The organism is Streptococcus sp. 20925_1_22, assembly GCF_041431685.1.
Classification (GTDB): domain Bacteria; phylum Bacillota; class Bacilli; order Lactobacillales; family Streptococcaceae; genus Streptococcus.
The window spans coordinates 50,574-74,323 of sequence record NZ_JAPVYE010000001.1 but is presented as its reverse complement, the minus strand read 5'-3'; the positions used below and the strand labels follow the sequence as shown (position 1 = coordinate 74,323).

The window sequence follows — 23,750 nt, the reverse complement described above, 5'->3', positions numbered from 1 at the left end:
GGCTACCTCACTAGTCGTGGTACTCTCCACGATCCCATTTTTCAAGAAATTCTGTAAAGAAGTTGGCATCTGTTTGATGAGCATTGTGAGTCTCAACGTGCTCAATTTTTGCGATCAATTTTTTATTTTCTTCAGTCGGCTTGTACTCCGCATGGATGAAAGCTTCAATGATATCACACATGAGGAGCTCACCAGTAATTTTTCCACCAAAACCAATAACATTTGCGTTGAGTTCTTCCTTAGCATAGAGAGCTGAAGTCATGTCACGTACCAAAGCTGAACGAACACCAGGAACTTTATTTACAGCGTTGTTGATACCGACACCTGTACCACAGATACAAACACCAAGATCAGCTTGTCCACTAACGACTGCCTCCCCTACTTTTTTACCAAAGATTGGGTAGTGAGTACGTGTATGGTCATAAGTTCCAAAATCAAGAACTTCATAGCCTTTTGATTTTAGAAAATCTGAGACTGCCATTTTTTCATTGGTAACGATATGGTCACATCCAATTGCAATTTTCATTTGATTTCTCCTTTTCTTAGCACATTTTGTTGAGCATGTCGACCCGGATTTGGTGACGGCCGCCGTCGTATTTACCATTGACAAAGCCTTTGGCAATGTTCTTAGCCAGCCCTTCACCAACGATTTCAGCTCCCATCGTAATCATGCGAGAGTTGTTATGGCCGCGAGTCATGTAGGCAGAGCGTTCATCTGAGACTTCCGCCGCTACCATGCCTTTGATTTTGGTCGCTACCATAAATGGACCAGCACCATAAGCATCAATGACAATACCAAGATTTTCCTCTTGTTTATTCACCTCAGCCGCAACTGCAAGGGTCACATCAACAAAATCCTGACCTTCTTTCGTCACATCGACCACTTCAAAGTTTTCTCCGACGAGAAAATCCTTGACCACATCTTTCAGCTTACTTCCAGCAGTATCTGCTCCAATAATAATTGCCATGAGCATTCTCCTTTGTTTGATTTTTTGCACAGAATATTGTTTATAAAAAACACTTTCTGTTTCCTATAAGCATACTATACTCCTTTAAAAGTTATTTGTCAACAAATTTTTGTTTATTTTAATCAAAATATTTTTAAAGATGATTAAAATAAACAAAAAAGCCCTAAAAAGAGCTTTTTGATAATTTTTTCATCCATTTAAAATAAACTAGGAAATAATCTTGGTATAAACCTCCAGTTCTTCTTGAGCATTTTCAGACATCTGGTCTGTGATAACAGCTGTAATCTCCGACAAAGGACAGATAGAGGTAAAATCTTCCTTGCCAATCTTAGAAGAATCAATCAGTAGATATGTCTCTGTCGAGCGCTCCAAAGCTAGCTTCTGAGTATAGGCCTCTTCAAAAGAAGAGGTCATAATCTGCCCGTTTTTGATACCATTGCCACTGAAAAACATCTTAGTAAAGTACATCTTATCCATGATGGCATTGGTCATCTCGCCGACAAAGGCTTGAGTCGCTTCCCGCATCTCCCCACCCAGGAGAAAAACTTTGAAGGTATCCGACTTCTTCTTCAAAAGATCGCGAAAAATCGGCAGACAATTGGTAATCACGCGCAGATGTTGATTGGTGATTTCCTCAGCCAGCACTTCCACAGAAGTCCCCGGCCCAAGAAAAATAGTATCGCCATCTTCAATCAGCTCCACAGCCTTCTTGGCCACAGTCCGCTTGGCCTCGATATTCTGATAAAGCTTCTCTTCATGAGGGATTTCTCTATACTTGAGGTGCTGATTACTTTTAGCCCCACCGTGAACACGAGTCAGCAGCCCTTTACTTTCCAACTCAATCAAGTCCCGTCGAACCGTCATGTCGGAGACCTTCATACTCTCTACAATCTCAGCAACCGTCACTGTCCCAGCTCGATCAACCAGTTTTACTACTTCATCCTGTCTCTGATTTTTACCCATACTATTCCCTCTCTACACTCTAGTTTTGTTTATTATAACTCATTTTTCTGTTTTTTTCCATATTTTTTGTTTGTTTTAAACAAAATTGAGGGTTTGCGACATAATATAAGACATTAGAAAAACCTCAAGATGATTATCTTGAGGCTTATTTCTATTCTGAATAATCACTATGTAGATTACTAAGGCTGATTTTGGAAAGAAAGTTTATATTGCCTAAGCAGCCAATTAAAATTGAAAGCAAGTGAGAAGACTTGATTAAATTTTACTTATCCTTGTCATTCATCTTTAATATCCAATTAAACATTCCAATCATTTTTGGAAAGGTAAATGAATAGAACAGAGCCTTTCCAACAGACATTTCCTTAGGTTTATTCAAATCTTTAGATATTTTGTTCATACCTTTAGCCCATACTTGGAAACCAAAGACTTTCATAATAAATTTTAACAATTGAATTATTCCTCATCTTCAATTACTTCAGCTTCTTTACGGATTGATTTAACATCTTTTTCATATTGTTCTTCATTATAATCAATCATTTTAGAAAGTTCTTTTTGCAAGTTTTCCCCCATTGGTTTCATAGTAGCAAAAGTGATACCTCCTGAAATAACCCCTGAAACAACTGGAAGAACTTTGGAAACTCCTTTAGCAAATGTTCCCTTTGTAAGACTGATACCGAAAACCTTTAATACTTTTTTCAAAATTGGATAATACAAGGTTTTTGTTAAAGCTTTTTGTGGAATTGACTTGAGTGCCTGTTTTCCAATCGCCACGCCTCCAGCTCTCAGTAACGCACCTGTTCCAGAGACACCTAACATAACACCCAGATACAATAGCAACGTATTTTGGGCTTCTTCTGTTAATTTATCCTTTTCAGACCACAGATATTGGAAGCCGTAGATATAACCTAGTTCTTGAGCTAATTTTAAAGCCATGGCATAATATTGAGCAACATCTGCTGGTATGGTCACAGCCATAGCAATTCCTCCTGGTAAACCAGCAAGAACAGAAGCTCCACTTGATAATAGGACATTATCCATAATACAAGCCTTTGCAGCTTTGTCCAATTTATCCTTGGAAACAATATTTACAGGACCATCAGCTAATAATTTCCCTACTTCATCTTGACTTAAACCTTTGCCAAATTTATCCATTAAAAATTGATTTCTATCAACTTTAACTACTGGAAGCTTGGATACTTGCTCTAAGACTTGCATGGCCACTTCTTCTGGCTTCGCATCAAATTTACCCTTAGCTCCATTAACCACCTTATCAATCTCTTTACTAGCGCTCCCTGCAACATCTCCGACAGCTTTAGTAGTAGCATTAAAACCATTTCCTACTGCTTTAACAGTCCCATTGGCTAAGTCACCAGCTCCTTTAACAACATCATCCCAAAAAGCCATAAATAATTCTCCTAAAATAATTTAATAGATAAAAGTAAATCTACAAGCCAATTATCCTACAACTTGTCAACTTTGTCAATGTACTGACAGTTATTTAAATGTTTTTGACTAATAATTCTTTTCTCAATCACACACCATACCTTTTTAATTTCCAAATACAAAAATCCCCCAGCAGCCTCCTGCTGGGGGATCGTCATTAGATCAAAAATTGTTATCCAATCAAACTTCCATTTGGGACATTTTCGTCCACAGTAAGGAGAGTCAGTTGGTCGCCGTGCTCGGCTGATAGAATCATCCCTTGGCTAACATATTTTTTCATCATCTTACGTGGTTTGAGATTAGCTACGATTTGGACTTTCTTACCGACCAGTTCTTGCTCGTTTGGATAGTATTTAGCAATACCAGAGAGGATTTGGCGGTCCTCACCGTCTCCTGCATCCAAGCGGAACTGAAGAAGCTTATCCGAGCCTTCAACTTTAGACACCTCTTTGACTTCTGCGACACGGATTTCCACCTTATCGAAGTCGTCAAACTTGATTTCTTTGCGGTTAAGTTTGAGCTCGACTTCTTCTGGATTCCATTCTTTTTCAACCTCAGGTTTGTTGCCTTCCATTTGTTCTTTGATATAGGCAATTTCTTCTTCCATATCGAGACGCGGGAAGATTGGTGTTCCTTTTTCTACAACTTTCAGACCTGATGGGAGCTGATCAATTGCTAGATTTTCCAGAGACGCAGCTTGAGGCAAGCCTAGTTGACTGAGGACAGCCTTACTCGTTTCCATCGTGAAAGGCTCAATCATGTGTGCCACAACACGAAGGCTCGCTGTCAAGTGGCTCATAACTGCTGCCAACTCTTTTACCTTAGCTTCATCTTTTGCCAGAACCCAAGGAGCTGTTTCATCGATGTATTTATTGGTGCGGGAGATGAGAGTCCAGACTGCTTCCAGAGCACGTGGGTAGTCAACTGCATCCATGTGTTTGTAGTAGTCAGCGATGGATTCAGATGCCACCTGAGCCAGAGCTCCGTCAAAGTCTGTCACATTTTCTTCATAGGCTGGCACCTGACCGTCAAAGTACTTGTTAATCATAGAAACCGTACGGTTGAGCAAGTTGCCTAGGTCATTAGCTAACTCATAGTTGATACGACCCACATAGTCCTCAGGTGTGAATGTTCCATCAGATCCCACCGGAAGACTGCGCATGAGGTAATAACGCAGAGCATCCAAACCATAACGCTCTACCAGCATTTCCGGATAGACCACATTACCCTTAGACTTGGACATCTTACCATCCTTCATGACAAACCAACCGTGAGCAATCAAGCGGTCGGGCAGCTTAATATCCAGCATCATGAGCAGGATTGGCCAGTAGATAGAGTGGAAGCGCAGAATGTCCTTGCCCACCATGTGGAAGACTGTTCCGTTCCAGAATTTATCGTAGTTAGCATGGTCTTCCTGACCGTAGCCAAGAGCTGTCGCATAGTTGAGCAGAGCATCAATCCAAACGTAGACAACGTGTTTAGGATTGGATGGCACCGGCACGCCCCAAGTAAAGGTCGTCCGAGATACGGCCAAGTCTTCCAGGCCAGGCTCAATGAAGTTTTTCAGCATTTCATTGAGACGTCCGTCTGGTGTGATAAAGTCTGGATGAGATTTAAAAAATTCTACCAAGCGGTCTTGGTACTTGCTGAGACGGAGGAAATAAGACTCTTCTGATACCCACTCCACTTCATGTCCAGATGGCGCAATTCCGCCGGTTACCTTTCCATTTTCATCACGGAAGACTTCTGCCAGCTGGCTTTCAGTAAAGAATTCCTCGTCAGAAACCGAATACCAGCCTGAATATTCACCCAAGTAGATGTCATCTTGAGCAAGCAAACGTTCAAAGACTTGAGCCACTACTTTTTCATGGTAATCGTCTGTGGTACGGATAAATTTATCATATGAGATATCCAGTAATTGCCAGAGTTCTTTAACTCCAACTACCATGCCATCAACATAGGCTTGTGGTGTAATACCAGCTTCTTCTGCTTTTTGTTGAATCTTTTGGCCATGCTCATCAAGACCAGTCAGATAAAAGACATCGTAGCCCATAAGGCGTTTGTAACGTGCTAAGACATCACATGCGATAGTTGTGTAGGCAGAACCGATATGGAGCTTACCGCTCGGATAGTAGATAGGGGTTGTAATATAAAAGTTCTTTTCAGACATGATTTCTCCTTAGGAGGCAAATGAGACCTCTTTTTATTCGGAAATTGCCATTTATCAAGCAGATAAACCGCAAACTTCAACACTTTATTTTATCACCATTTGAAAAATAAAACAATGGATTGCTAACCTGGATGTATCTGTTAAGCAACGGTGAAAATGGATGTACTTCTAAAAACAAAAATTAAATTGCAATATTTAGTGATTTATAATATAATAAGATAAATAAAATTATTTAGGAGATTATTATGATTTATGCATATCTTGATTTTTGGCGGAGAGCTTTTGACTTCGCTGGGCGGTCAGATCGCCCAGATTATTGGTGGGCTGTATTTGCCAATATGTTGATAGCTGTCTTATCTTTAATTTTCTTACTTATGGTTGGAGAGGAAGCAGCCCCTCTTCTATCGCTAATTCAGATTTATGGTTTCTTTACTATCATTCCAAATCTATCTCTGTCCATACGCCGTCTGAGAGATGCGGGTTACCATTGGGCTTTTATCTTCGTATCTTTTATTCCAGTTATTGGTAATTTCATTCTACTCTTCCTCCACTGTCAACCTTCAGAATACTAAAAAATTAACATTAATCACTTTCTGATAATCAGACCAACCCAAACTGTACTGCCCCCAAAAGTTAGATTTTTTGTGTCTAACTTTTGGGGGGTAGTGCAAACAGGTTGGTTTTTATGTTACACTATTTCACTAAAACACCCTGTATTTTCTGAAAACTTGCAAATATAAGCCAAATATAGTACACTAAATAAAAAAATAATAAAAGGATTTTTAATATGATTGATGCATATAAAAAGTTTTGGAAGGGCTATGTAGACTTCACCGGTCGCTCAAATCGCCCAGATTTTTGGTGGCCTATTCTCTGCCATTTTTTAGTAATGATTCTAATACTTTGCATTGCTCTTGTGATTGAAACAGTTTTGAACTCTGAGACTGGAGGAGCCTTATCTAACACCTTAGCAGGTCTAATGGTGGTCTATTTTATTGCGACTATACTTCCCTCTCTCGCTATTCAAGTCCGTCGCTTGCGGGATGGTGGCTATCATTGGGCTCTTATCTTATTGTACTTAGTCCCATTAGTGGGTCGTTTAATTCTGTTGGTGTTTTATTGCCAGCCTACAAAATATGAACCTGCAGTTAATAACTTCTATAACAATCAGAATTATCAAGAAAATCAATTTGGTCAGAATCCTTATCAAAATCAGCAAAATTATCAAGGGCAGCAATTTGATCAGAACCCCTATCAAAATCAGCCTAATCCTCAACAAAACTTTGCATCACCTGAAAACGAGCAAAGTCCATTTGAATAAAGCAAAAGCCATTCCGCTTCTGGAATGGCTTTCTCTTTGCAAGATTTTCTCAATAGGTCACAACATTCAAATTGCCACTTTCATACTCAGCGATGAAGATATTCGAAATATCGGTGTATCCGTCTTTAGCCAGTCTCTCCACCAGCCAGTCTTCTGTTTTATCAATAGACTCCAGAATATCAATTTGGACAACACCGTCAGTGATAAGGGGATATTTAGGATTCTCTTCACCAGCCTGTACAATAATCAGCTGGCCGTTTTGTTCTATAACCGCCCGTTTGACCTGCTTGAGCTGGAAAATGCCTTGGCTGCGCAGCTTCAAAGCTACATCAGCTGCCGAAAGACCAACAGAACGGCAGGCTTCGGGAATTAATTTCCCATGCTGAATCAACGTTGTCGGCTTGCCATCAATCAAATGCTTAACCGCACGGACATTGTTATTGAGCCACTTTAGGGTCAAGACCAAGATGGTCCACATGATGAGAATGACTGCATACTGAAGAATGTTAATGGAGCTATTATAAATCACCCCACCGATAATACCACCAAGGACATAGTTTTGAATCTGATCGATTGCTGAATTGGGCGCCAGATTGCCTTTTCCCGTCACGTTGATGACAAAAACTAGTGAGAAAAGCCCCAGCGCTAGTTTAATTAGGATTTCAAGAAAATTCAATGTCATTTTTCAACCTCCACTATTTCGATATCTGTCGTCTTATGCAAGTCAATTTTTTCAAGCAGATATTTATCCGGCTCACTGCCGCTCATAGCCCGATAAAAGTTCTTTCCGACCTTCAAAATCGCTCCATCCGTCGCGGCTGAAGTATTGACATAGACCTCCGACTTATCCACGCCCAAGTCTTCTGAAATGACCTCAATAAAATGCAGAGAGGTTTGAAACTGGTTATTAGAGTCTTGGTCAGTCTGAAAATTGCTAATGCCAATCAAGACCATAGCCACCAAGGCCAAAACAGAAATGATGGCTAATTCCCGGAATTTTGAATCACGCTTATTTCGGTAGGCCTTAAAAGCAAAAAATCCTGTCACAAGTAACAGCAAGACAGAAAGCGCAACTGTCACCCAGTTTTGCTGGCTAATCTGACTCAAAACATAATCATAAGAATAGAATTTCATGGCTTCTCCTCTATTTTTCTAGGATAATTATAGAAAAATTTTCATTATTTTTCAAGCTTCCTTACAATCACTTTGCTATAAATCAGTCCTAAATTTTGTTATAATAAACTCAGTAAATTTTACTAGAAAAGGAAATTTTATGAAACTCATCTCTTGGAACATTGACTCTCTCAACGCTGCATTGACCAGTGATTCTGCCCGCGCTCAGCTTTCTCAAGCTGTCCTTCAAACCTTGCAAGCTGAAAACGCAGATATTATCGCCATTCAGGAAACAAAACTGTCTGCAACAGGCCCGACTAAAAAGCACTTGGAGATTTTGACAAATCTTTTCCCAGACTATGAAAACACTTGGCGCTCCTCCCAAGAGCCGGCCCGCAAGGGCTATGCAGGAACCATGTTCCTCTACAAAAAAGAACTGACGCCAACCATAACCTTCCCAGAAATCGGCGCTCCATCAACTATGGATGTTGAAGGCCGCATCATTACGCTGGAATTTGACGGTTTCTTTGTCACACAGGTCTATACGCCTAATGCTGGTGATGGCCTCAAACGCTTGGATGACCGTCAAGTCTGGGATACCAAATATGCTGAATACTTGGCAACACTAGATGGACAAAAACCAGTCCTCGCTACTGGCGACTACAATGTGGCCCACAAGGAAATTGACTTGGCCAATCCAGCCAGCAACCGCCGTTCACCAGGCTTTACCGACGAAGAACGTGCTGGCTTCACCAACTTGCTGGCTAAAGGCTTCACCGACACCTTCCGCCACCTACACGGCGATATTCCTAACCAATACACCTGGTGGGCGCAGCGCAGCAAGACTTCTAAAATCAACAATACAGGCTGGAGAATCGACTACTGGCTGACAAGCAACCGCGTGGCTGACAAGGTAACCAAGTCTGATATGATTGACTCCGGTGCGCGCCAAGACCACACACCCATTGTCATGGAGATTGAACTCTAAGGAGAAAACGAATGGACTATCAAGCTGTCATTCCTGAATTTGTAGTATCTGACATCGAAAAATCACGCCACTTCTACTGCGACCTGCTAGGATTCTCTGTCGAATACGAGCGTCCAGAGGAGAAATTTCTCTTCCTCTCGCTTGAAGACTGCCAACTTATGCTAGAAGAAGGCAGCGCAGAAGAATTAGCCCAACTGACCTATCCTTTCGGGCGCGGTATCAATATTTCCTTTGGCATTGCGGATGTTCCTCAGCTCCACCAAAAACTGCTGGAAGCTGACTATCCTATCCATCGTCCCCTGACAAAAAGAGAATTTCGAGTAGGAGATAGCTTTATATATCCCCATGAATTTGCGATTTTGGATCCAGATGGTTATTTTTTAAGATTTAGTGAATAAGAAAGCGAAGTCATCAGACCTCGCTTTTTAACTATCTTTAAAGTTATAAAGTTGCGGATAGTGATCGCACTCGGGATTTTTAGGATGGCAGATGGCACGTCCAAAGTAAATCATTGCCTGATGGGCTGGCAGCCAACGTTCCGGTGGAAGGACATCCATAACTCGCTTTTCTACCTCAAGTGGCGTTGCCGATTTTTTTACGATATCATGGTGCTTGCAGATGCGCTCCACATGGGTATCAACAGCAAAGGCTGGAATACCAAAGCCCACACTCATGACCACATTGGCCGTCTTACGACCAACACCAGCTAGACTTTCCAATTCCGCCCGCGTTTGTGGTACTTGACCGTCAAAGTCATCCAAAAGTTGCTGGGCGCATTTCTTCAAAAACTTGGCCTTGTTGCGATAGAGTCCTAGGCGGGAGATGTATTTGGCAATGTCTGCTTCACCAGCCTTAGCCATATCCTGTGGGCTTGGATAGGCTTCAAATAAAGCCGGCGTTGCCTTATTGACAGCAGCATCCGTCGTCTGAGCCGACAGCATGACCGCTACCAAAAGCTCAAAGTGATTGCGAAAATCCAGACTGGGCTTGGCGTCAGGGAAAAGAGCAATAATCTCTTCAATCACATGACGAGCCCGTTTTTTTGATAAAACCATGATTCTTCTTTCTAAGATTGAGATAGATTTATTATATCATGAAAGGAAGAAGCATCCAAAAAACATGATTGAGAAAGCAGCTGGTCTTAATATTTCACAAACCTAACTCTTCATACGCCTTTCGGTAGCCAATCTGCAAGATTTGGTTATCTCGAACCAAGAGCGGTCGTTTAATCAGCATGCCGTCTGTCGATAATAAATCAGCAGCTTCCTGGGATGTCAAATGCGGAACTTTTTCTTTGAGACCTAGCTCACGGTATTTGAGACCGCTGGTATTGAAAAAAGCCTTGAGCTCAAAATCAGAATTCTGGATCCAGTCTAGGAGTTGGTCCCGGCTAGGTGTATTTTGGACAATATCCACCGCTTCAAAGTCCACTCCTAATTGATTGAGCTCAGCCTTGGCCTTGCGGCAGGTAGAGCATTTTGGGTATTCGATAAATTGTAACATTGTTTTTCCTCCGTCCCTATGATAGCCCAGATAGCTCTTTCTTGTCAAGCCGAGACTCATTAGAAAAAGCCGACAAGCGAAAGGCTCATCGGCAGGCATAGACGCATTCCATAAAGAAACACGTCTATTTTTCGATTATTTCTTAATCAAACGCACGCGCACAATATTATCGCTATTCTCAAATTTATCAACCAGCTCCTGAATCTTGCTTTCATCCGACTCATCCAGATCCAGCAAAGTATAGGCATAATCACCCTTGGAACGATTAATGATATTGTCGATATTGATATTCAAGTCACTAACAGCTGTTGAAATCCGAGCCACAATATTCGGTACATTTTTGTTAATCAGGGTAATCCGATAAGGCGCTGAGAGAGCCTGACGGACATTAGGGAAATTCACTGAGTTGATAATCTCGCCTGTTTCCATGAAGCGTCGAATGGTTTTCCCAGCCATAATGGCACAGTTGAACTCAGCTTCTTCGGTCGATCCGCCCAGATGCGGAAAGACTGTAATCTGCGGATGACGGAGCAGCTCATCTACACCAAAGTCTGTGATATAGCGCTTGATAACACCTGCTTCCAAGGCTTCAAAGAGGGCAGCGTTGTCCACCAGCTCGCCGCGGGCAAAGTTGATAAGAGTCGTTCCTTTTTGCATGAGACCAAAAGCAGCCTGATCAAAAGTAGCTCGTGTATCCTCAGTCAGGGGCACATGAATAGTGATATAATCACTCTTCTCAAAGATTTCCTTAATGTCTGCTACCCGCTTGACATGGCTAGAGATATTCCAAGCCGTTTCAATGGATACATAAGGATCATAGCCTAAGACGTTCATCCCCAGGCGATAGGCATCGTTAGCAATACGGCCGCCGATAGCTCCTAACCCAATGACTCCCAAAGTCTTCTCTGCAATCTCTGTCCCAGCAAACTGCTTCTTACCAGCTTCCACTTGCTTGGGAACATCATCTCCAGAAAGGCCGTTAGCCCAACTGTTAGCTGCGATATAGTCACGCGCAGACAGGAGAATGGAAGCCAAGACTGCTTCTTTCACCGCATTGGCATTAGCTCCTGGCGTGTTGAAGACCACAATTCCCTGAGCCGTTGCCTGGTCGACAGGAATATTATTGGTTCCTGCGCCTGCCCGCGCAATAGCTTTGAGCTTGCTTGGAAATTCCTGTCCATGCAGGTTTTGACTGCGCAGGATATAAGCATCCGGATTGTCAGACTTATCTCCGTCAATCTGAAAAGTATTGCCCAGCTCCTTAAGTCCGATTTGATTGATATTATTAAAGGTTTTGACACTAAAGACCATAGTTTCCCTCTCTTAAGAATTTTCTTCTTCAAATTTCTGCATAAAGGCAATCAAGTCCTTGACACCTTGGAGCGGAAAAGCATTGTAGAGACTAGCTCTCATGCCGCCTACGCTGCGGTGCCCCTTGATATTCTTGAATCCCGCTGCTGCAGCCTCTTTGTTAAATTTGGCGTCCAGCTCTTGGCTAGGAGACACAAAGGGAATATTGGCGACTGAGCGCTGCTCCTTATAACGGACTGGACTGCGGTAAAAGTCTGACTGCTCAATGAAGTCGTACAAAAGGCCAGATTTTTCACGATTACGCTTTTCCATTTCTGCTACGCCACCTAGCTCCTTAACCCACTCAAAGACCAGTTTGGCCATATAGATGGCAAAAGTCGGTGGTGTATTGTAAAGAGAGCCATTGTCCGCCTGAATGCGGTAATCCAACATGCTAGATAGAACTGGTTCGTCATCCAGCAAGTCTTCTCGGATGATGACAACTGTCACGCCAGCAGGTCCGATATTCTTCTGAGCCCCAGCATAAATCAAACCGAAATCCTCTACTCGGTATTGAGCAGCCAGGATATTAGAAGACATGTCCGCCACAATCGGCACGCCATTAGTCGCAGGAAGGTCATAAATAGCCGTTCCTTCGATGGTATTATTGGTTGTCAGATGCACATAAGCCGCCTGCGGATCAATATCCTTTTCATCAAAAGAAGGAATTTCCGTGTAATTTAAATCCTCTGACGAAGCCAAAAGAATAGGCTCAAATGGAATGAACTTAGACAGCTTGACTGCTTCAGTGTAAGCTTTCTTTCCCCAAGATCCAGCCACTAGGTAGTAGGCCTTGCCGCCTTGGGCTAGATTAAGGGGAATCATACTAAACTGGGTAGAAGCTCCCCCCTGCAGAAAGAGGACGCGGTAATTGTCCGGAATATCCATGAGCTCACGCAGCAAGCTCTCAGCTTCTTTGATAATATCGTCAAATTCCTTGGATCGGTGGGACAGCTCCATCACACTCATGCCACTTTGGGCATAGTCTAAAAACTCAGCCTGAGCTTTTTTCAAGACTTCCTTGGGCAATACTGCCGGTCCAGCAGAAAAATTGTAAATCGTCATATCCTACCTCCAAAATTTATTTTGTATATCATATCACAAAGTTTAGAAAATATCTATTTTTTCTTAAAAAGAAGGGAGTTTTTTTAGGAAAACACGAACAAAATGAAGAAATAACAAAAGAAGCTGTGAAAGCTTCTAATTATTTTAGACCTAATTTTAATAGAACAACTATATCAATACAAAACTATTGCTGATAAATGTTTAGTTTCTAATCAATTTTTTTGGCATCAATAAATCATACAAATAACCATGTTTAAGCATATCCAAATTAAACACATACGGAATATGAGCAAATGCCTCTGCTAATGGCAAACGAGCCGTTTTCCAGCCCACCCCATCTGTCACCCACACAAACTCTACATCATCTGGTGAATTGACGACGAACTGGCTCAATTCAGTAAACTCTCCAGCAACAGCTTTCAGTTTGCTGCCGCCTCCACCATAGTAGTTTGTTTCAATCAACCAAATTTTATGTTTTTCCTTTGAATAAACAGCTACATCAAAACGGCGTTGTGATTTATCAACTGGTACTTCTATATTCCACATTTCTTTTATGAAAGATGGCGTGGCTTGGGATTTAAACTCTAAATCATGCTGCTGACAAACTTTAGCAACACTTCGTTCAAGGATGCCTTCCATAGTCGTTCCACTTCGATTTTTACGAGCATTACTATCTAATCCCGCTTCTACACCATACACATAATCAACAAGTGATCGGCTAGCTTCCTTTTGTAAAAAGTACAACAAACCGGCTTGCTCAATAAAATCTACATAAACTTTTATATCACTTTTGTCAATCTTCTTAAAATCTAATTGATGAAAGCTCATATTATCATCTTCATCCAAGGAAAGAATATCTAAAACTTTATCACGGCTGGCAATCAAGCTAGGAACAGCCCTCAGTAAATCAGGCTGTTTTGAAAATAAATTAAAGGCCTCTTCATAAATATTATCTTTACCAATTAAATAGTTGAGAGTATTTAATTCAAGTTCAAACTCCTTTGTCTCCCGTCTAACCTTATTCCAATTTACATAGTACCCTGGTGTACGGTTGGTAACTGAAAGAGTCGAGAGGAAATATTGTAATCTTTCGTCTGATGATAGTTGAATATAATTCTCTAAGTTCATATTTCCTCCTTTGGTATAGGTAAACCAAACTCCTTTAAAGGAATATAATTAAAGCGATAGTAACATCCTACACTTATAATATAATCTAAGACATCTTTATAATTTGAATTTAAAAACCATTCATCAAGTAAATAATAATATTTAACTTCTTTATTTAAAGGTGAAAATAACTTTTTATATTGTTTCAACTTAAAATCACATGTTTGTAATTTTTCATCAACACTTCCTTGAGTTTTTTGCGTTTTCTTTTCAATGATAAAAACTGTATTATTATCCATTACAAAAATGGAATCATCTGGTAACAATTTTTTGGAAATAATCGCTTTATAGTTCAGGCTTACTTCATCAAAATAACGATATAAACCATGTTTTTGAAAAATTTCTGCTACTTTTTCCCCTTCAAAATTTACTATCCACCGCGCTGTGGAGCTCCTTTTTATTTTTCTTACCTCGCCTGTTCGTTTCACAAGTTTAATATCAAAATCATTTTCCACAACTTCATATCCACTTTGTTTTGAAATAAAATTTGGCAAGTCTGTTTTCAATTCAAAAGCTAGCCCTGTTTTCGTATTTGCACCACCTACGCCACCTTTTTTCATCTCTCTTCCTCCAATCTTCTTTTGGCTATTTCTAAATAATCTTTCTCCGCATCAATACCAATGAATTTACGACCTAACCGCTTAGCTACAACTCCTGTTGTTCCACTTCCAACAAAGGGATCAAGTATATAATCATTTTCTTTTGTGCTAGCCAAAATGATCCGTTCTAATAAATATTCTGGCTTTTGTGTTGGATGTTTTCCTGCCCACTTCTCTGCCTTTTTAGTTAATGGTCCTATCCACACATCCTTCATCTGTTTACCGCCATTAATATCTTTCATTAAATCATAATTATAGTAATGCTTAGCCTTTTTATCATCTTTACGAGCCCACAAAATCGTTTCCGTGGAATGAGTAAAATAGCGGCAAGATAGATTCGGAGCTGGGTTGCTCTTTTGCCAAGTAATATTATTTAAAATTTTAAAACCTTCTTGTTCCAAGGCCACACCCACAGAGTAAATATTATGTAAGCTGCCTGAAATCCAGATAGTACCATTAGGCTTTAAAATAGGTCTGACTAATCGTAACCACCGTCGATTAAAGTCATGTTTCTCCTCAAGGCCAGAAACCTTATCCCAATCACCTTTATCAACAGAGACAATGTTACCGCCAGAATTTGAAAAACCCCCGTTACTCAAAAAGTATGGTGGATCAGCAAAGATCATATCCATACTTTCTGGCTTCATTTTTGATAAGAATTCAAAGGTATCTGCATGAACCAGAATAGCCCTTTCCTTATTATAGTATGGTTTTGTCATTAAAACACCCCCATACTTATATTCGTAATTAGTCATAATTTGTTACTATAATTTCTGAAATTTTTCCACGACTTGAGCTCTTAGCACCATTAGTTCGCTGAGCTTCCACAAAATAAATATTAAAATCCTTGTATAATTCTTCTACCAAAGGACTCGAGGAATTTGACAGCATAGCATAGACTCCTCGCTCCGTCAATTCCTTAAAAGTATCGCGTAACCGAACCTGTTCCTCATAAGAAAAGCCCTCGTGGGTATAAGAGGTAAATGAGCTAGTTTCGTTTAACGGAATATAGGGCGGATCAAAATATACAAAATCGCCTGTTTGAGCATCCTTAACTGCCTCCGCAAAATCTGTTTGCAAAATTTCTACATCATTCTCATTTAGATATTCACTGATTTGATAAAGTAAATCTACATCCACTATTTTGGGATTTTTGTAGCGACCGTAAGGAACATTAAACTGATTTTTAGAATTAACTCGATACAATCCATTGAAATCAACCCGAAGCATGTAGAGAATTCGCGCCGCTCTCTCTACCCCAGTCATCCTACTAATTCGGCCGTCGCGATCTGCCGAACGCAATGCTAAATAATAATCTTTGTTATTATTCTCTTTATGCTTTATCAGTAAATTAATCAATTCAGCTGGATTATTTTTTATCTGGCGATAAGCATTTATCAGTTCCTCGTTAAAATCATTAATGACCGCTTTTTCTGGAGCCAAATCAAAAAATAAAGCTCCGCCGCCAACAAATGGCTCAAAATAGCGACCATAAGTCTCCGGCATATAGCTCCTTAACTCTCCTAAAAGTTGGCGCTTTCCCCCAGTCCATTTAGTAAACGGCTGGAGATTATGATATTTTAATTTTACATTAGTGTCTAAAGACATGACTATTCCTTTTAAGTGTAATGAAATTATTATAACACATACCAAACAAAGAATTTGCTTTTTTGTTATAAAATACAAAGAAGCCGCTAAAAAGAAAAGTTGAAATAAGATTTCAACTTTCTCTTAGTTCATGATAAACCGCATAGAGCTCGCTCTTGTTCCTGCCGTATTTCTTAGCAACTTCCTTAATGGCTTGATTTTTTTTGCTGCCGGCTTCAACTAAAAGATCAATCTCAGCTAGGATCTGCTCTTGAGATATGTCGTGAGGAGCATCTACTGCCGCCCCAGCTACAATCAAGAGACACTCTCCTTTGGGCGAATGTTCAGCCGTATAAGCCAACAAGTCTGAAATCAGCCCTCGCTGATACTCTTCATGAATCTTAGTCAGCTCGCGTACCAAGACGACTTGGCGGTCACCATAAACCGCCAGCATATTTTCCAGCGTCGCCCGAACCCGATGAGGGGATTCGTAGAAAATCTGGGTCTCAGGATAGGATTTTTTGCTAGTAAAAAATTCCTTCTGCTGTCCAGCTTTTCTAGGCAGAAATCCATAAAAAATATGCGGTTGGGGAGCCAAGCCGCTAGCAATCAAGGCTGTTATTCCAGCGCTAGGACCAGGAATCGGTACTACAGTAATTCCGGCTTCTAGCGCTGCCTGAACCAAATCATGTCCAGGATCAGAAATACTGGGCAGACCAGCATCTGAAACCTGAGCTATATCATTTCCGCTTTGAAGCATGTCCAAGAGAACTGGGATTTTCTCCTTGGCATTGTGCTCATGAAAGCTGATCTGCTTGGTCTCAATCCCAAAATGCTTGAGCAGCAGGCCTGTATTTCTCGTATCTTCAGCCGCAATCCTGTCAACCTCTTTCAGGGTATTGACCATACGGATACTCATATCATCCAGATTGCCGATAGGAGTTGCGACCAGATAAAGCTTGCCGTAGGCAGTTTCGCCCTTAAAACTTTTTTGAACCTGCATCACTACTCCCTAAATAACAATTCATCGCAGAACATACACTCTGCGTCATTCTCCCGGCGCTGGCCATAGAAATCCGTACAGACATGAAAGCCGTCATAGTAAAGCTTGCGCAGATTATCCCGGTTTTTCTTGGTCTTGGTCGGAGCTTCCTTCTCCACCTCTCCCAAGCGCTCCCTCAGCTTGTCATTTTCCAGATGCAGAGCAATATTTTCCTCTACCACACTCTTGAGATTTTTCTTGACAGCCTCCACCTCAGCAAGGGTCACTAAAAGCGTCTGTGAAAAATCATCTAAGGCATCAAATAAATCTTTTTTATCCATTTTATACTCCTGTGCTGCCTCATTTTACTTTCCCTTCAAGGTCATATATTCTAAGGCGTTTTGAAAAGATACATTGGCCCGCCACATCTTCCGAGCCAGCAAAAGCTGCTCCAAGGCCTGTCGACCGCTTTCTGTTGCTATCTCTTTATAAAATAACACTTCCAAGAGCTTGAAGACCTGTTCCTGCTTCTCCTTATCATCAGCCAGCTTTGCCAGACGCGAAACCTGCAGAAATGCCTGACTGGAGCGAGTCTGAAAATCCTTGACAAAGCGCTCGCATTCGCTGACTAATTCAAAAAAGGCGTTATTATGAGCCAAGCTTTCCGCTTCTGACTGAGTCTGACTATAGGCAGCTAGTAGCTCCGCTCGACTTTTAATCAAGCCATCCTGTTCCAAACTGTGCTGCAGAGCAGCTGTATTTTTCAAGAAATGATAAACCTGAGTCCGACTTCGAATCGTCGGCAGAATCAGCTGTTCATCAGCGGTCAGGAGAAAGATATAAATCTCGCTCTGCGGCTCCTCAATGACTTTGAGCAAGGAATTGGCTGCATTGACGTGCATCCGATCCGCATCGCAGATAATGAAAACCTGCCGACTGCCTTCTAAGCCACTTTGAGAGAAGTTTCGGACCAGCTCCCGAACTCGGTCTGTTTTGATAATGTTATTAAACGGTCGCACCACAGTTACATCAGAAAAATCTTCTTCAGCAATCAAACGGCAAGAACGACAGGACTGACAAGGCCAGACGCCTTGCTTATTCTCGCAAAAGAGACTCTGGGACAGGATTTGAGCCATTTCAAAACTACCAAAAGCTCCGGTAAACAAATAGGCATGACTAAGCCGTTCCTGTTCCAAAATATGCTGAAACTGCTCAAACAAGCTGGGCTGGCTTTGCTGTAAATCTTTTATCTTCATGACGGATTCCCAAATCGTTCCTGAATGATGGCCAAACTATCGGCCACCACCTTATCCAGAGGTTGACTGGCATCCACCTTGACAAAGCGCTCAGGCTCCTTGTCAAGAATCGCCAAATAGCCCTGCCGAACCCGCTGATGCAAGTCCAAACCTTCCAGATCAAGCCGATTCACCTCTCGACTCTCGCTCCTAGCAATCCGCGCCAGCCCTTCTTCCACATCAATATCAAAATAGAGGGTCAAATCAGGCTTGAGTCCATCCGTCGCAAACTGATTGAGCCATTCAATGTCTGCTACATCCAGACCCCGTCCGTATCCCTGATAGGCCACTGAACTATCAATAAAACGATCCATCAAGACAAGCTTCCCTTGCGTTAAAGCTGGCAAAACCCGTTCAGCCAAGTGCTGACGGCGGCTGGCAATGTACAGCAAAAGCTCAGTCTTAGCATCCATCGCAGTATGACTAGGTTCCAAAATCACTTCGCGGATAGCCTCAGCAATCTGGACGCCACCCGGCTCCCGCGTCGTAATCAGGCCAGTACCATAATTTTTCAAAAAAGGAAGCAAGGCTTCCAACACACTTGACTTTCCAGCCCCTTCTGGACCTTCCAGCGAAATCAAAATACCATTTTTCATCTTTACCTTGAATCTCTAACTTCTATTTTTCGTTCTTTATAAGAAAATGTAGATAAGACTTGCCCTAAAGCTTGATATAAGCTACTTTTACAGCATGTCCAAACGGCTGAGCAGCCTGATAAGAGCCGAATTCGTCAGCTCATTATTTTCATCCCACTCTTTTTTATCTATTGTTTATTTTACCAAAAAAAAAGCTAAAAGCCCATCATAAGAAAAGACTTTAAAAATTTTTTCAAAGTCTTTCATAAAGGCTAAATTTTTGGTAAAATATATTCAGAAGAAATTTCTGGAAATAGATTTAGGAGGATCTTATGTTTAAATTAAAAAACGTACTGGCCATCATTTTGGGGGCTGGAATTTTTTCTTTTGGGATTCATTATTTGGTCATTCCCTTTCATTTATATGAAGGTGGCGCGACGGGTTTGACCTTGATTGCCTACTATCTATTTAAAATCCCTGTCTCGACGACCAACCTGATTATTAACATTCCTCTCTTTATTATTGCTTGGAAGCTACTGGGCTCAAGAACCCTCTATCTCAGCATTCTAGGGACCTTCTCCGTGTCTGCTTGGCTCAAGATTTTTGAAATCTTACCTGCCTCCAAACACCTGCAAGACTATTTTATCTCAGCTCTGGACGGCGATGTCTTACTAGCCTGTCTTGGAACGGGGATTATTATGGGGATTGGACTGGGCACCATCTTTAATGCTGGCGGAACAACTGGCGGTACGGACATTGTGGCCCGCATCTTCAATAAATACACCAGCATTTCCATGGGCAGACTCATGCTGACGGTTGACTTTGTAGTCATTACCTTGGTTCTCCTAGTCTTCAAAGACTTACGCATGGTATCTTACACCCTCATGTTTGTCTTTATCACCTCCCGCGTCATTGACCTAATTGCAGAAGGAGGTTTTGCTGGTAAGGGATTCCTTATTGTTACCAGTAAGCCCACTGAGCTAGCTGAAGCTATCAATGACAAGCTGGATCGTGGAGTGACCTACCTCAAGGGGCAAGGCTTCTATAGCAAGCAGGATCTGCAAATTGTCTACTGTGTTGTTTCCCGTAATGAAATGCAGCAAATGAAAAAACTCATTAACCAAGTCGATCCATTTGCCTTTACTACTATTACCGAAGCTCATGAGATTTTGGGCGAAGGCTTCACTTTAGATGCCAACAAACAACCTATTGTACGTTAAAAACCTCATCTAACGATGAGGCTTTTTTTATCGCTTATAAAGCTTTTGCTGAAGTATGTGTAATCTCAGCCAGCTCAATCGCATTCTCTTCAAATTTTTTCTTGAGAAGCGCCGTATCTATATTACCAGCTAATTGTACTTCAATGACAACTTTGCCATCCTTGCGTGGGATATTGACTGTATTGGAGATGTTGAGATTTTCTTCCACCAAAAGACGGATAATCTGCTCAAGAACCCCCACCTTATTCTCAGTGACAAAGCGTAGCCGAACTCCCTCTTCACCATAGCCAGATACTTCTAAGAAGGCCTTGAAAATATCACGATCAGTGATAACTCCGTAAAGCTGCTCATTGTCCACAACAGGCAGGATGCCAATCTTATTTTTCAGCATCAGATAGGTCGCATCTTCCAGACTGGCAAACTGAGAAATCGTGACCACATCACGAATCATAACATCACCAACTTTTGTTTTGTTGAGAAGATAGTTCATCTCATAAATGGACAGACTCGTTGCCTTAGATGGACTAGCTTCTGCAATCGTTCCTTCTGTCACCAGTCCCACTAGTTGGTCATTCTCAATCACCGGCAGACGGTGGAGTTTCTGCTCACGCATCATATCTGCCGCATGAGCAATCGTTGTATTTGGGCTGATATAAACCACCTTACGCGTCATAAAATCTTTAACTGCCATAAGAGTTCCCCCTTTTTCCTATCCATAATTCTTATACTTATTATACTTTATTTTGCAGCTGATTTCAAACGCTTCCAAGGCCTTTGCCTAAGTTTTCAAAATTTAGAAAAATCCCGCGATTGGAAAAATTGAAGATGGACAATGGCTAGATATACTATTTTAAGCATCTAAGAGAAGAAAAAAGGTCCAATGGACCTTTTCAAAATGTTAAGTTACTACCATAACTTTCTATCAAAAACCTAAAAATGTCTCCCAGACATTTTGAAGAAAACTCGCTGCCGTGAGTTTCCATCTGCAACCTGAAACAATCCACTGGATTGTTTCAGCCACCTAGATATGCTTTGCGGACTTCGTCAGAAGCGAGGAGCTCTTGGCCAGTTCCGGACAGAACGATTTTGCCTGTTTCAAGAACATAGCCGCGGTCGGCGATAGAGAGAGCCTTGTTGGCATTCTGCTCAATCAAAAGCACAGTTGTTCCTTGTCGCTGAATATCTTGGATAATATCAAAGATTTCCTGGATAAAGATCGGCGCCAAGCCCATAGAAGGTTCATCCAAAAGCAAAAGTTTAGGAGTAGACATCAGCGCCCGTCCCATAGCCAGCATCTGCTGCTCACCACCTGAAAGGGTTGCAGCATCTTGATTTTTACGCTCTTCCAAGCGTGGGAAACGAGAGAAGACCTTTTTGAGATTGGCTTGATTTTCTTCGCGGTTTGTTTTGAGAAAGGCACCCATTTCCAAATTCTCCAAAACTGTCAGTCCTGGAAAGACATGTCGACCTTCTGGTACTTGCGAAAGTCCGGCTGCTACGATTTTTTGAGCAGGAACTTTTTGAATTTCATTGCCTACAAATTCAATTTTACCAGCACTTGGACGAACCAAGCCTGAAATAGTCCGGAGAATGGTCGTTTTCCCAGCGCCATTGGCACCAATCAGGGAAACGACTTCTCCTTCGTTTACTTCAAAGCTGACATCACGGACAGCCTGAATCATGCCATAATGGACAGAGAGATTCCCAACTTTAAGCATGGACATTAGGCTTCACCTCCTAGATAAGCTTCAATAACGCATTTGTCATTCTTAATTTCATCAGGTGTTCCGTGCGCAATCAAGCGGCCGTACTCCAAAACATATATTCGCTCAGTGACTTCCATTACCAGACTCATGTCATGCTCAATCAGCATGATAGTAATGTTAAATTCGTTTTTAATCCGTCGAATCAATGCAGTCAGCTCTGCTGTCTCCTGAGGGTTCATCCCTGCAGCCGGCTCATCCAAGAAAAGAATCTTAGGCTCTGTTGCCAAGGCCCGAACGATTTCCAAGCGACGCTGCTGACCATAAGCTAGGTTCTTAGCCAAGGTTTCTGCTTCCTTGTCCAAGTCAAAAATTTTCAGTAACTCCAAAGCCTTGTCTTTGAGTTCTTCTTCGTTTTTGTAGTAGGCTGGCAGGCGGAAGAAGGAAGCCAACACATGAGCCTTATGATGATTACCAAAGGCAATCAAAACATTATCCAAAACACTAAGATCCTTAAAGAGCCGGATGTTCTGGAAGGTCCGCCCGAGACCTAAAGCAGCAATCTTGTAAGGAACCTTACCATTTAGCAAATGACCATCCAGTGTCACTGTTCCTTCACTCGGCTCATAAACACCAGTCAAGAGGTTGAAAAGAGTCGTTTTTCCTGCACCATTAGGCCCAATCAGACCAACCAGCTCGCCCTCGTTGAGTTCCAAGGTCACATCGCTGACAGCAGTCAGACCGCCAAAGTTTTTAGTTAGATTTTTTACATCAAGAAGTGCCATTATTCTTTGACCTCCTTATTCTTTTTGAAGAGCTTAGACAGACTGAGCTCCCAAGTTCCTAAAAGCCCACCTGGACGGAAAATCATGACCAAGATCAAAGCCAAAGAATAGACAATCATCCGAATGCTGGATACATCCTGCAGCAACATATTGAGAACTCCCAAGACCACTGCAGCTACAATGGTTCCAGTCATAGAGCCTAGGCCACCAAAAACTACAATAATCAAGATATTGATAGTGTTAGTAAAGGAATAGTCCTTAGGAACAACTGAACCAACGAAGCCAGCTTGAAGAGAGCCAGCAATAGAAGCCGTGATAGCTCCCAAGACAAAGGCTGTCACCTTGATTCTAGTAGTATTAACCCCAACAGACTCGGCAGCAATCTCATCCTCACGGACAGACAGAGTACTGCGGCCAATAGGACTGCGCAGGAAATTCAAGGTCAAAATAGTTGTGATAACAACAAAGACATAGACCATCTGCCAAGACGTAAAAGGCGGAATGGATAGGATACCAGCTGCGCCATTCGTCAAAGTACCGCCATTAATAATCAGAATCCGGATAATCTCAGAGACACCAAGAGTCGCAATCGCAAGATAGTCCCCTTTAAGACGCAGGGTTGGCAAACCAACTGCCAAAGCCACAATACCAGCAATGATAGCTCCAGCCAGCATGGCAATGAAGAAGGCTCCATAAGTTGGCGATTTAGAGCCAATAATTGCTACTGCGTAGGCACCGATAGCCATAAAGCCAGCGTGCCCAAGAGAGAATTGACCTGAGAATCCGACGATGAGGTTGAGCCCCACAGCCAAAATAATATTAATCCCGATCTGCTCTAAGATTTGAATGTAAAAAGCATTAAGAACACCAGCACTAACCAATACTGTCATCAGCAGGTAGCCGATTAAGACAAGGCCAAGCCAGAAAATATTTACCTTTAAATTCTTTTTCAT

At 41.7% G+C, this 23,750-nt stretch carries 29 protein-coding genes; 5 read left to right on the top strand and 24 right to left on the bottom strand.

Translation table 11 applies throughout. The annotated features are described in order from the left end of the window. Positions 1-10 precede the first annotated feature (10 nt). From lacB to metG, 6 genes are all read right to left on the bottom strand, one after another. Positions 11-526 (bottom strand): galactose-6-phosphate isomerase subunit LacB, encoded by a 516-nt coding sequence (gene lacB, locus O3621_RS00385; RefSeq protein WP_002894723.1) that lies wholly within the window; start codon positions 524-526, stop codon positions 11-13. A gap of 16 nt (positions 527-542) precedes the next feature. Further along, complete coding sequence (lacA, locus tag O3621_RS00380; RefSeq protein ID WP_032908103.1) at positions 543-968, bottom strand: galactose-6-phosphate isomerase subunit LacA; 426 nt, start codon at positions 966-968, stop codon at positions 543-545. Between the two features lie 207 nt (positions 969-1,175). Then, positions 1,176-1,931: a DeoR/GlpR family DNA-binding transcription regulator gene (locus tag O3621_RS00375; protein ID WP_314449365.1), complete on the bottom strand. Its 756-nt coding sequence runs from the start codon at positions 1,929-1,931 to the stop codon at positions 1,176-1,178. A 262-nt stretch (positions 1,932-2,193) separates the two neighbouring features. Then, positions 2,194-2,379, bottom strand: a complete 186-nt coding sequence (locus tag O3621_RS00370) for a hypothetical protein (RefSeq protein WP_125353272.1) — start codon at positions 2,377-2,379, stop codon at positions 2,194-2,196. A 5-nt stretch (positions 2,380-2,384) separates the two neighbouring features. After that, a complete protein-coding gene (locus O3621_RS00365) occupies positions 2,385-3,146 on the bottom strand; it encodes a hypothetical protein (RefSeq protein ID WP_185760217.1) in 762 nt (253 codons plus the stop codon). 400 nt (positions 3,147-3,546) lie between these two features. Further along, complete coding sequence (gene metG / locus O3621_RS00360) at positions 3,547-5,544, bottom strand: methionine--tRNA ligase (RefSeq protein WP_125353277.1); 1,998 nt, start codon at positions 5,542-5,544, stop codon at positions 3,547-3,549. Positions 5,545-5,789: 245 nt separating this feature from the next. Between metG and O3621_RS00355 the strand changes: the two genes are divergently transcribed. Both O3621_RS00355 and O3621_RS00350 read left to right on the top strand, forming a co-directional pair. Next, entirely contained in the window at positions 5,790-6,116 is a 327-nt protein-coding gene (locus O3621_RS00355; RefSeq protein ID WP_002909172.1) for a DUF805 domain-containing protein, read from the top strand. A 215-nt stretch (positions 6,117-6,331) separates the two neighbouring features. After that, on the top strand, positions 6,332-6,865 hold the full coding sequence (locus tag O3621_RS00350; RefSeq protein WP_314449358.1) for a DUF805 domain-containing protein: 534 nt from the start codon (positions 6,332-6,334) through the stop codon (positions 6,863-6,865). Positions 6,866-6,914: 49 nt separating this feature from the next. On the opposite strand, the gene O3621_RS00345 is transcribed toward O3621_RS00350, so the two are convergent. Both O3621_RS00345 and O3621_RS00340 read right to left on the bottom strand, forming a co-directional pair. Then, the gene (locus O3621_RS00345; RefSeq protein WP_002905947.1) at positions 6,915-7,547 is read right to left on the bottom strand and encodes a DUF421 domain-containing protein; all 633 of its coding nucleotides are present in this window, start codon (positions 7,545-7,547) and stop codon (positions 6,915-6,917) included. Continuing rightward, positions 7,544-7,999, bottom strand: coding sequence for a DUF3290 family protein (locus tag O3621_RS00340; protein WP_002897090.1), 456 nt, complete (start codon positions 7,997-7,999; stop codon positions 7,544-7,546). Before O3621_RS00340 ends, O3621_RS00345 begins: the two co-directional genes overlap by 4 nt. A 139-nt stretch (positions 8,000-8,138) precedes the next feature. Between O3621_RS00340 and O3621_RS00335 the strand changes: the two genes are divergently transcribed. After that, positions 8,139-8,966, top strand: a complete 828-nt coding sequence (locus tag O3621_RS00335) for an exodeoxyribonuclease III (RefSeq protein WP_314449352.1) — start codon at positions 8,139-8,141, stop codon at positions 8,964-8,966. Positions 8,967-8,977: 11 nt separating this feature from the next. Then, positions 8,978-9,364: a bleomycin resistance protein gene (locus O3621_RS00330; protein WP_371513241.1), complete on the top strand. Its 387-nt coding sequence runs from the start codon at positions 8,978-8,980 to the stop codon at positions 9,362-9,364. 27 nt (positions 9,365-9,391) lie between these two features. Here O3621_RS00330 and nth read toward each other — a convergent pair whose 3' ends face one another. The 12 genes from nth to tmk form a co-directional block, all read right to left on the bottom strand. Continuing rightward, positions 9,392-10,021: an endonuclease III gene (gene nth / locus O3621_RS00325; protein WP_314449346.1), complete on the bottom strand. Its 630-nt coding sequence runs from the start codon at positions 10,019-10,021 to the stop codon at positions 9,392-9,394. Positions 10,022-10,115: 94 nt separating this feature from the next. Next, positions 10,116-10,469: an arsenate reductase family protein gene (locus tag O3621_RS00320; protein ID WP_314449344.1), complete on the bottom strand. Its 354-nt coding sequence runs from the start codon at positions 10,467-10,469 to the stop codon at positions 10,116-10,118. Between the two features lie 135 nt (positions 10,470-10,604). Then, positions 10,605-11,780 carry a 3-phosphoglycerate dehydrogenase family protein gene (locus O3621_RS00315; RefSeq protein WP_314449342.1) on the bottom strand — a complete coding sequence of 392 codons (1,176 nt, stop codon included), beginning with the start codon at positions 11,778-11,780 and terminating at the stop codon, positions 10,605-10,607. Between the two features lie 12 nt (positions 11,781-11,792). Then, complete coding sequence (serC, locus tag O3621_RS00310) at positions 11,793-12,884, bottom strand: 3-phosphoserine/phosphohydroxythreonine transaminase (RefSeq protein ID WP_060976688.1); 1,092 nt, start codon at positions 12,882-12,884, stop codon at positions 11,793-11,795. A 201-nt stretch (positions 12,885-13,085) separates the two neighbouring features. Beyond that, a complete protein-coding gene (locus tag O3621_RS00305; RefSeq protein WP_002914616.1) occupies positions 13,086-14,012 on the bottom strand; it encodes a type II restriction endonuclease in 927 nt (308 codons plus the stop codon). Continuing rightward, the gene (locus O3621_RS00300; RefSeq protein WP_002913086.1) at positions 14,009-14,611 is read right to left on the bottom strand and encodes a PD-(D/E)XK nuclease superfamily protein; all 603 of its coding nucleotides are present in this window, start codon (positions 14,609-14,611) and stop codon (positions 14,009-14,011) included. The genes O3621_RS00305 and O3621_RS00300 overlap by 4 nt, the downstream gene beginning before the upstream one ends. Next, positions 14,608-15,405 (bottom strand): site-specific DNA-methyltransferase, encoded by a 798-nt coding sequence (locus tag O3621_RS00295; protein ID WP_371513237.1) that lies wholly within the window; start codon positions 15,403-15,405, stop codon positions 14,608-14,610. Before O3621_RS00295 ends, O3621_RS00300 begins: the two co-directional genes overlap by 4 nt. Beyond that, positions 15,398-16,258, bottom strand: coding sequence for a DNA adenine methylase (locus O3621_RS00290; RefSeq protein WP_371513235.1), 861 nt, complete (start codon positions 16,256-16,258; stop codon positions 15,398-15,400). The genes O3621_RS00295 and O3621_RS00290 overlap by 8 nt, the downstream gene beginning before the upstream one ends. 112 nt (positions 16,259-16,370) lie before the next feature. Next, entirely contained in the window at positions 16,371-17,240 is an 870-nt protein-coding gene (gene rsmI, locus O3621_RS00285) for a 16S rRNA (cytidine(1402)-2'-O)-methyltransferase (RefSeq protein WP_371513233.1), read from the bottom strand. A gap of 2 nt (positions 17,241-17,242) precedes the next feature. Further along, positions 17,243-17,560, bottom strand: a complete 318-nt coding sequence (gene yabA, locus O3621_RS00280; protein ID WP_002894690.1) for a DNA replication initiation control protein YabA — start codon at positions 17,558-17,560, stop codon at positions 17,243-17,245. Between the two features lie 24 nt (positions 17,561-17,584). Next, positions 17,585-18,475: a DNA polymerase III subunit delta' gene (locus O3621_RS00275; RefSeq protein ID WP_314449327.1), complete on the bottom strand. Its 891-nt coding sequence runs from the start codon at positions 18,473-18,475 to the stop codon at positions 17,585-17,587. Next, positions 18,472-19,110 carry a dTMP kinase gene (gene tmk / locus O3621_RS00270; protein ID WP_314449325.1) on the bottom strand — a complete coding sequence of 213 codons (639 nt, stop codon included), beginning with the start codon at positions 19,108-19,110 and terminating at the stop codon, positions 18,472-18,474. Before tmk ends, O3621_RS00275 begins: the two co-directional genes overlap by 4 nt. A 311-nt stretch (positions 19,111-19,421) precedes the next feature. Here tmk and O3621_RS00265 point away from each other — a divergent pair, with 311 nt between their 5' ends. After that, positions 19,422-20,309 (top strand): YitT family protein, encoded by an 888-nt coding sequence (locus O3621_RS00265; RefSeq protein WP_314449323.1) that lies wholly within the window; start codon positions 19,422-19,424, stop codon positions 20,307-20,309. A gap of 34 nt (positions 20,310-20,343) precedes the next feature. Here O3621_RS00265 and O3621_RS00260 read toward each other — a convergent pair whose 3' ends face one another. The 4 genes from O3621_RS00260 to O3621_RS00245 form a co-directional block, all read right to left on the bottom strand. Continuing rightward, positions 20,344-21,000 (bottom strand): CBS domain-containing protein, encoded by a 657-nt coding sequence (locus O3621_RS00260; RefSeq protein ID WP_125342362.1) that lies wholly within the window; start codon positions 20,998-21,000, stop codon positions 20,344-20,346. A gap of 322 nt (positions 21,001-21,322) precedes the next feature. After that, on the bottom strand, positions 21,323-22,033 hold the full coding sequence (locus tag O3621_RS00255; protein ID WP_314449321.1) for an ABC transporter ATP-binding protein: 711 nt from the start codon (positions 22,031-22,033) through the stop codon (positions 21,323-21,325). Next, the gene (locus O3621_RS00250) at positions 22,033-22,797 is read right to left on the bottom strand and encodes an ABC transporter ATP-binding protein (RefSeq protein ID WP_314449320.1); all 765 of its coding nucleotides are present in this window, start codon (positions 22,795-22,797) and stop codon (positions 22,033-22,035) included. Before O3621_RS00250 ends, O3621_RS00255 begins: the two co-directional genes overlap by 1 nt. Next, positions 22,797-23,750 carry a branched-chain amino acid ABC transporter permease gene (locus O3621_RS00245; protein ID WP_002913099.1) on the bottom strand — a complete coding sequence of 318 codons (954 nt, stop codon included), beginning with the start codon at positions 23,748-23,750 and terminating at the stop codon, positions 22,797-22,799. Before O3621_RS00245 ends, O3621_RS00250 begins: the two co-directional genes overlap by 1 nt.

Excerpts from the sequence above, each read along its gene's own strand:
- lacB (WP_002894723.1), bottom strand. The coding sequence starts at position 526 with ATGAAAATTGCAATTGGATGTGACCATATCGTTACCAATGAAAAAATG.
- lacA (WP_032908103.1), bottom strand. The coding sequence starts at position 968 with ATGGCAATTATTATTGGAGCAGATACTGCTGGAAGTAAGCTGAAAGAT.
- O3621_RS00375 (WP_314449365.1), bottom strand. The coding sequence starts at position 1,931 with ATGGGTAAAAATCAGAGACAGGATGAAGTAGTAAAACTGGTTGATCGA.
- O3621_RS00365 (WP_185760217.1), bottom strand. The coding sequence starts at position 3,146 with ATGCAAGTCTTAGAGCAAGTATCCAAGCTTCCAGTAGTTAAAGTTGAT.
- metG (WP_125353277.1), bottom strand. The coding sequence starts at position 5,544 with ATGTCTGAAAAGAACTTTTATATTACAACCCCTATCTACTATCCGAGC.
- O3621_RS00355 (WP_002909172.1), top strand. The coding sequence starts at position 5,790 with ATGATTTATGCATATCTTGATTTTTGGCGGAGAGCTTTTGACTTCGCT.
- O3621_RS00350 (WP_314449358.1), top strand. The coding sequence starts at position 6,332 with ATGATTGATGCATATAAAAAGTTTTGGAAGGGCTATGTAGACTTCACC.
- O3621_RS00345 (WP_002905947.1), bottom strand. The coding sequence starts at position 7,547 with ATGACATTGAATTTTCTTGAAATCCTAATTAAACTAGCGCTGGGGCTT.
- O3621_RS00340 (WP_002897090.1), bottom strand. The coding sequence starts at position 7,999 with ATGAAATTCTATTCTTATGATTATGTTTTGAGTCAGATTAGCCAGCAA.
- O3621_RS00335 (WP_314449352.1), top strand. The coding sequence starts at position 8,139 with ATGAAACTCATCTCTTGGAACATTGACTCTCTCAACGCTGCATTGACC.
- O3621_RS00330 (WP_371513241.1), top strand. The coding sequence starts at position 8,978 with ATGGACTATCAAGCTGTCATTCCTGAATTTGTAGTATCTGACATCGAA.
- nth (WP_314449346.1), bottom strand. The coding sequence starts at position 10,021 with ATGGTTTTATCAAAAAAACGGGCTCGTCATGTGATTGAAGAGATTATT.
- O3621_RS00320 (WP_314449344.1), bottom strand. The coding sequence starts at position 10,469 with ATGTTACAATTTATCGAATACCCAAAATGCTCTACCTGCCGCAAGGCC.
- O3621_RS00315 (WP_314449342.1), bottom strand. The coding sequence starts at position 11,780 with ATGGTCTTTAGTGTCAAAACCTTTAATAATATCAATCAAATCGGACTT.
- serC (WP_060976688.1), bottom strand. The coding sequence starts at position 12,884 with ATGACGATTTACAATTTTTCTGCTGGACCGGCAGTATTGCCCAAGGAA.
- O3621_RS00305 (WP_002914616.1), bottom strand. The coding sequence starts at position 14,012 with ATGAACTTAGAGAATTATATTCAACTATCATCAGACGAAAGATTACAA.
- O3621_RS00300 (WP_002913086.1), bottom strand. The coding sequence starts at position 14,611 with ATGAAAAAAGGTGGCGTAGGTGGTGCAAATACGAAAACAGGGCTAGCT.
- O3621_RS00295 (WP_371513237.1), bottom strand. The coding sequence starts at position 15,405 with ATGACTAATTACGAATATAAGTATGGGGGTGTTTTAATGACAAAACCA.
- O3621_RS00290 (WP_371513235.1), bottom strand. The coding sequence starts at position 16,258 with ATGTCTTTAGACACTAATGTAAAATTAAAATATCATAATCTCCAGCCG.
- rsmI (WP_371513233.1), bottom strand. The coding sequence starts at position 17,240 with ATGCAGGTTCAAAAAAGTTTTAAGGGCGAAACTGCCTACGGCAAGCTT.
- yabA (WP_002894690.1), bottom strand. The coding sequence starts at position 17,560 with ATGGATAAAAAAGATTTATTTGATGCCTTAGATGATTTTTCACAGACG.
- O3621_RS00275 (WP_314449327.1), bottom strand. The coding sequence starts at position 18,475 with ATGAAGATAAAAGATTTACAGCAAAGCCAGCCCAGCTTGTTTGAGCAG.
- tmk (WP_314449325.1), bottom strand. The coding sequence starts at position 19,110 with ATGAAAAATGGTATTTTGATTTCGCTGGAAGGTCCAGAAGGGGCTGGA.
- O3621_RS00265 (WP_314449323.1), top strand. The coding sequence starts at position 19,422 with ATGTTTAAATTAAAAAACGTACTGGCCATCATTTTGGGGGCTGGAATT.
- O3621_RS00260 (WP_125342362.1), bottom strand. The coding sequence starts at position 21,000 with ATGGCAGTTAAAGATTTTATGACGCGTAAGGTGGTTTATATCAGCCCA.
- O3621_RS00255 (WP_314449321.1), bottom strand. The coding sequence starts at position 22,033 with ATGTCCATGCTTAAAGTTGGGAATCTCTCTGTCCATTATGGCATGATT.
- O3621_RS00250 (WP_314449320.1), bottom strand. The coding sequence starts at position 22,797 with ATGGCACTTCTTGATGTAAAAAATCTAACTAAAAACTTTGGCGGTCTG.
- O3621_RS00245 (WP_002913099.1), bottom strand. The coding sequence starts at position 23,750 with ATGAAAAAGAATTTAAAGGTAAATATTTTCTGGCTTGGCCTTGTCTTA.